At 54.4% G+C, this 2,988-nt stretch carries 2 protein-coding genes; both read left to right on the top strand.

Translation table 11 applies throughout. The features are described 5' to 3' along the window. Positions 1-168: 168 nt before the first annotated feature. The gene (locus V6S97_RS28940) at positions 169-1,158 is read left to right on the top strand and encodes a LacI family DNA-binding transcriptional regulator (RefSeq protein WP_334428426.1); all 990 of its coding nucleotides are present in this window, start codon (positions 169-171) and stop codon (positions 1,156-1,158) included. 202 nt (positions 1,159-1,360) lie between these two features. Then, a complete protein-coding gene (locus tag V6S97_RS28945) occupies positions 1,361-2,905 on the top strand; it encodes a sugar ABC transporter ATP-binding protein (protein ID WP_334428427.1) in 1,545 nt (514 codons plus the stop codon). The last annotated feature ends 83 nt before the right edge of the window (positions 2,906-2,988 follow it).

Here is a 2,988-nt window from a genome sequence, read left to right on the forward strand (position 1 = left end):
AAAGACGGCGTGCAGATCGAGCGCATCGCAGAGGCCATTCTCGTCTCCGGTCAGACCGGAGCATGGGAAAATATCGAGCAATCTGGAGCAGGCCCACGCGAAAAGGCAGCGTAAGGCTCTCCTTGGTTGTTTATCTGGTGAAGTTTCATAGAGACGTGGTTCAGATCAATGGCAAAGCCTCCAACCATCCGAGACGTTGCTCGTCTGTCAGGTGTCTCGACTGCGACGGTATCGAGGTATTTTTCCGGGAAGGCCGATGCTGTATCACCTCGCAAGATCGAGAGCGTGCAGCGAGCGGCAAAGGCGCTTGGCTATACCCCGTCTGAGATTGGGAGGTCTCTGCGCCTGTCCCAGAGTCGTGTCGTTATGATGCTGGTTCCTGACGCGACGAACCATTTTACAGCAGATGTGGCGGTGTCCGTGGAAAGCGCCCTTAAAGAGATCGGTCTTTCCATGGTCCTCGCCAATACGGGTGAAAAAGCCGCTCAGCAAGATCGATTGTTGTCCGACGCCCAGGGGCTGCGCGCCCGGGCGATAATCCTGCAGGGTGCGATTGACACGCCGCGGCTGCGCGAATTCGTAGCACAGCATCGTAACCTTATTTTCGTTAATCGCATGCCTGCCTCGGGTATGGCTGCACCCTATGTCGGCATCGATAATTTTCAGGCTGGATTTTCCGTGGGAAAGTACTTTGTCGAGCGAGGTTACATCAATCCGGTCGCGATCCATGGGCCACGGCACTATTCGGGTAGCACTGCCCGACTCGATGGCTTTCTTGCGGGTCTCGGAGAGGGGGCCAGAGTGCGTCAATTCGAATGCGCCTACACGATGCAGGCCGGATATGATTGTGCGCAGTCCCTCCTGGAAAACGAGCCGGCGAAATATTCGATTTTTTGTGCAAACGACATGATCGCCTACGGGGTGCATCGCGCAGCAGTCGAGAAGGGCCTCAATATACCGGAAGACCTCGTAATTTTTGGCTTCGATGACAATCGCCTCAACGAATGGCTTGCGCCCTGGCTTTCGACCGTAAGGGTGCCGGCTTTGGATTTTGGTCCGGCTATAGCCGAACTGATCTCGTCACATGACGCTGACAACACGCAGCAGGCAAAAGACGTAATCCTGCCATTCTCTCTGCAATTACGACAGTCGGCCTAGATTTGGGATCGACATATAGTGTCTGGCGGAAGGATAGCCGCTGGCGGACAAAAAGGGGAATACCAGATGAATTGCAAAACTGTTGAAACAGGCTCCTCGGCCCAACCGGCACCTGGGATACTGATCAGATTTTCGAGTCTCTTCAGCGTCAAAGCGTTTGATATGCGGCGCCCCTCCTGTTGCCAGGTTTGAGGAGAACGAAATGGAAAAGGTATCCCCGTCGACAATCAAGGCCGTGCGCGCAAGTGGCGCGGTCCCCACGGCCGAGTACTTGTTGGAGGTTCGAGACGTCCGAAAGGAGTTTTCTGGGAACGTTGCCCTGGATAACGTGTCTTTCCGCCTGAAGAGAGGCACTGTCCACGCGCTAATGGGTGAGAATGGCGCTGGTAAATCGACTCTAATGAAGATCATCGCCGGAATTTATACGCCGGACGCCGGGGAGTTCTTTTTGAACGCGCTCCCCATTCGGCTTCGCAGCCCGCTCGACGCGTTGGATAATGGTATCGCCATGATCCACCAGGAACTTAACCTCATGAATCACATGACGGTTGCGGAGAACATCTGGATCAGACGGGAGCCGAAAAACCGCTTTGGATTGGTCGATCACAGCGAACTGGCCAAAAGGACTGAAAAGCTTTTCGTGGAACTCGGTATCGATCTGGATCCTGAAGAACGTGTGGGTGATTTGTCTGTAGCAAGCCGACAGATGGTCGAGATCGCAAAGGCGGTTTCCTATGAATCGGACGTGCTCATCATGGACGAGCCAACCTCTGCACTGACGGAGCGAGAGGTCGAACACCTTTTCCGTATCATTCGAACCCTCAGGGAACGCGGGAAGGGCATCATCTACATTACCCACAAGATGAACGAATTGTTTGAGATCGCCGACGAGGTCTCGATATTCCGCGATGGAAAACATATCACGACCAAAGCGGCCAACGAAATCACCCGTGACGAGGTTATACGAATGATGGTTGGCCGCGAGATTTCGCAAATGTTTCCGAAGATACCGGCGAAAATCGGAGACGTTGTGCTCAGCGTTAAAAACCTGTGTCTCGCCGGAGTGTTTGAAGATGTGTCGTTCGACTTGAGAGAAGGGGAGATTTTAGGAATTGCGGGCCTCGTCGGCGCCGGACGCTCTAATATCGCCGAGACGATCTTTGGTGTTACCCCCGCAACATCGGGTACGATCGAAATTAAGGGGAAACGTGTTGACGTGCGGTCGCCCAGCATTGCGATGGAGCACGGTATAGCATTTCTGACGGAAGACCGAAAGGAATCAGGCTGTTTTCTGCTTCTCGACATTCAGTCGAATATGCAAATGGCAGCGCTTCGTAGCGGATATGTCCGCCATGGATTTGTAGAGCAGGCCCGCCTCTCGAATGAATGCGAGACAATGAGAGAGGCGCTCCGCGTTAAAACCTCGAGCATGGACGAGCGTATCATCAATCTGTCGGGCGGCAATCAGCAAAAGGTTCTGATCGGGCGCTGGCTACTGACGAAGCCACGTATTCTCATTCTGGACGAACCAACGCGGGGGATCGATGTCGGCGCCAAGGCGGAAATTCACCGTATGATCTCCACACTTGCAGGCGAAGGCGTCGCCGTCATCATGATTTCCTCGGAACTGCCGGAGGTTCTGGGCATGAGCGATCGCGTCGTAACGGTGCGTCAGGGACGGGTCGCCGGCATTCTTGATCGCGCCGAGGCTGATCAGGTCAAGATCATGGAGCTTGCGGCTCAATGACGACTTCATCGGAAGCCACGGCTGTGGCGGAAAAGCGTGCACCGAAAAGGAAGTTCCAGAGCGAGATGTCGATGCTGGTTGTG

Origin of the sequence: Agrobacterium sp. CCNWLW155 (assembly GCF_036888815.1) — a bacterium.
GTDB classification, from domain to species: Bacteria; Pseudomonadota; Alphaproteobacteria; order Rhizobiales; family Rhizobiaceae; genus Agrobacterium; species Agrobacterium radiobacter.

Bases quoted from the DNA above. Each gene is read 5' to 3' on its own strand.
- V6S97_RS28940 (WP_334428426.1), top strand. From the start codon at position 169: ATGGCAAAGCCTCCAACCATCCGAGACGTTGCTCGTCTGTCAGGTGTC.
- V6S97_RS28945 (WP_334428427.1), top strand. From the start codon at position 1,361: ATGGAAAAGGTATCCCCGTCGACAATCAAGGCCGTGCGCGCAAGTGGC.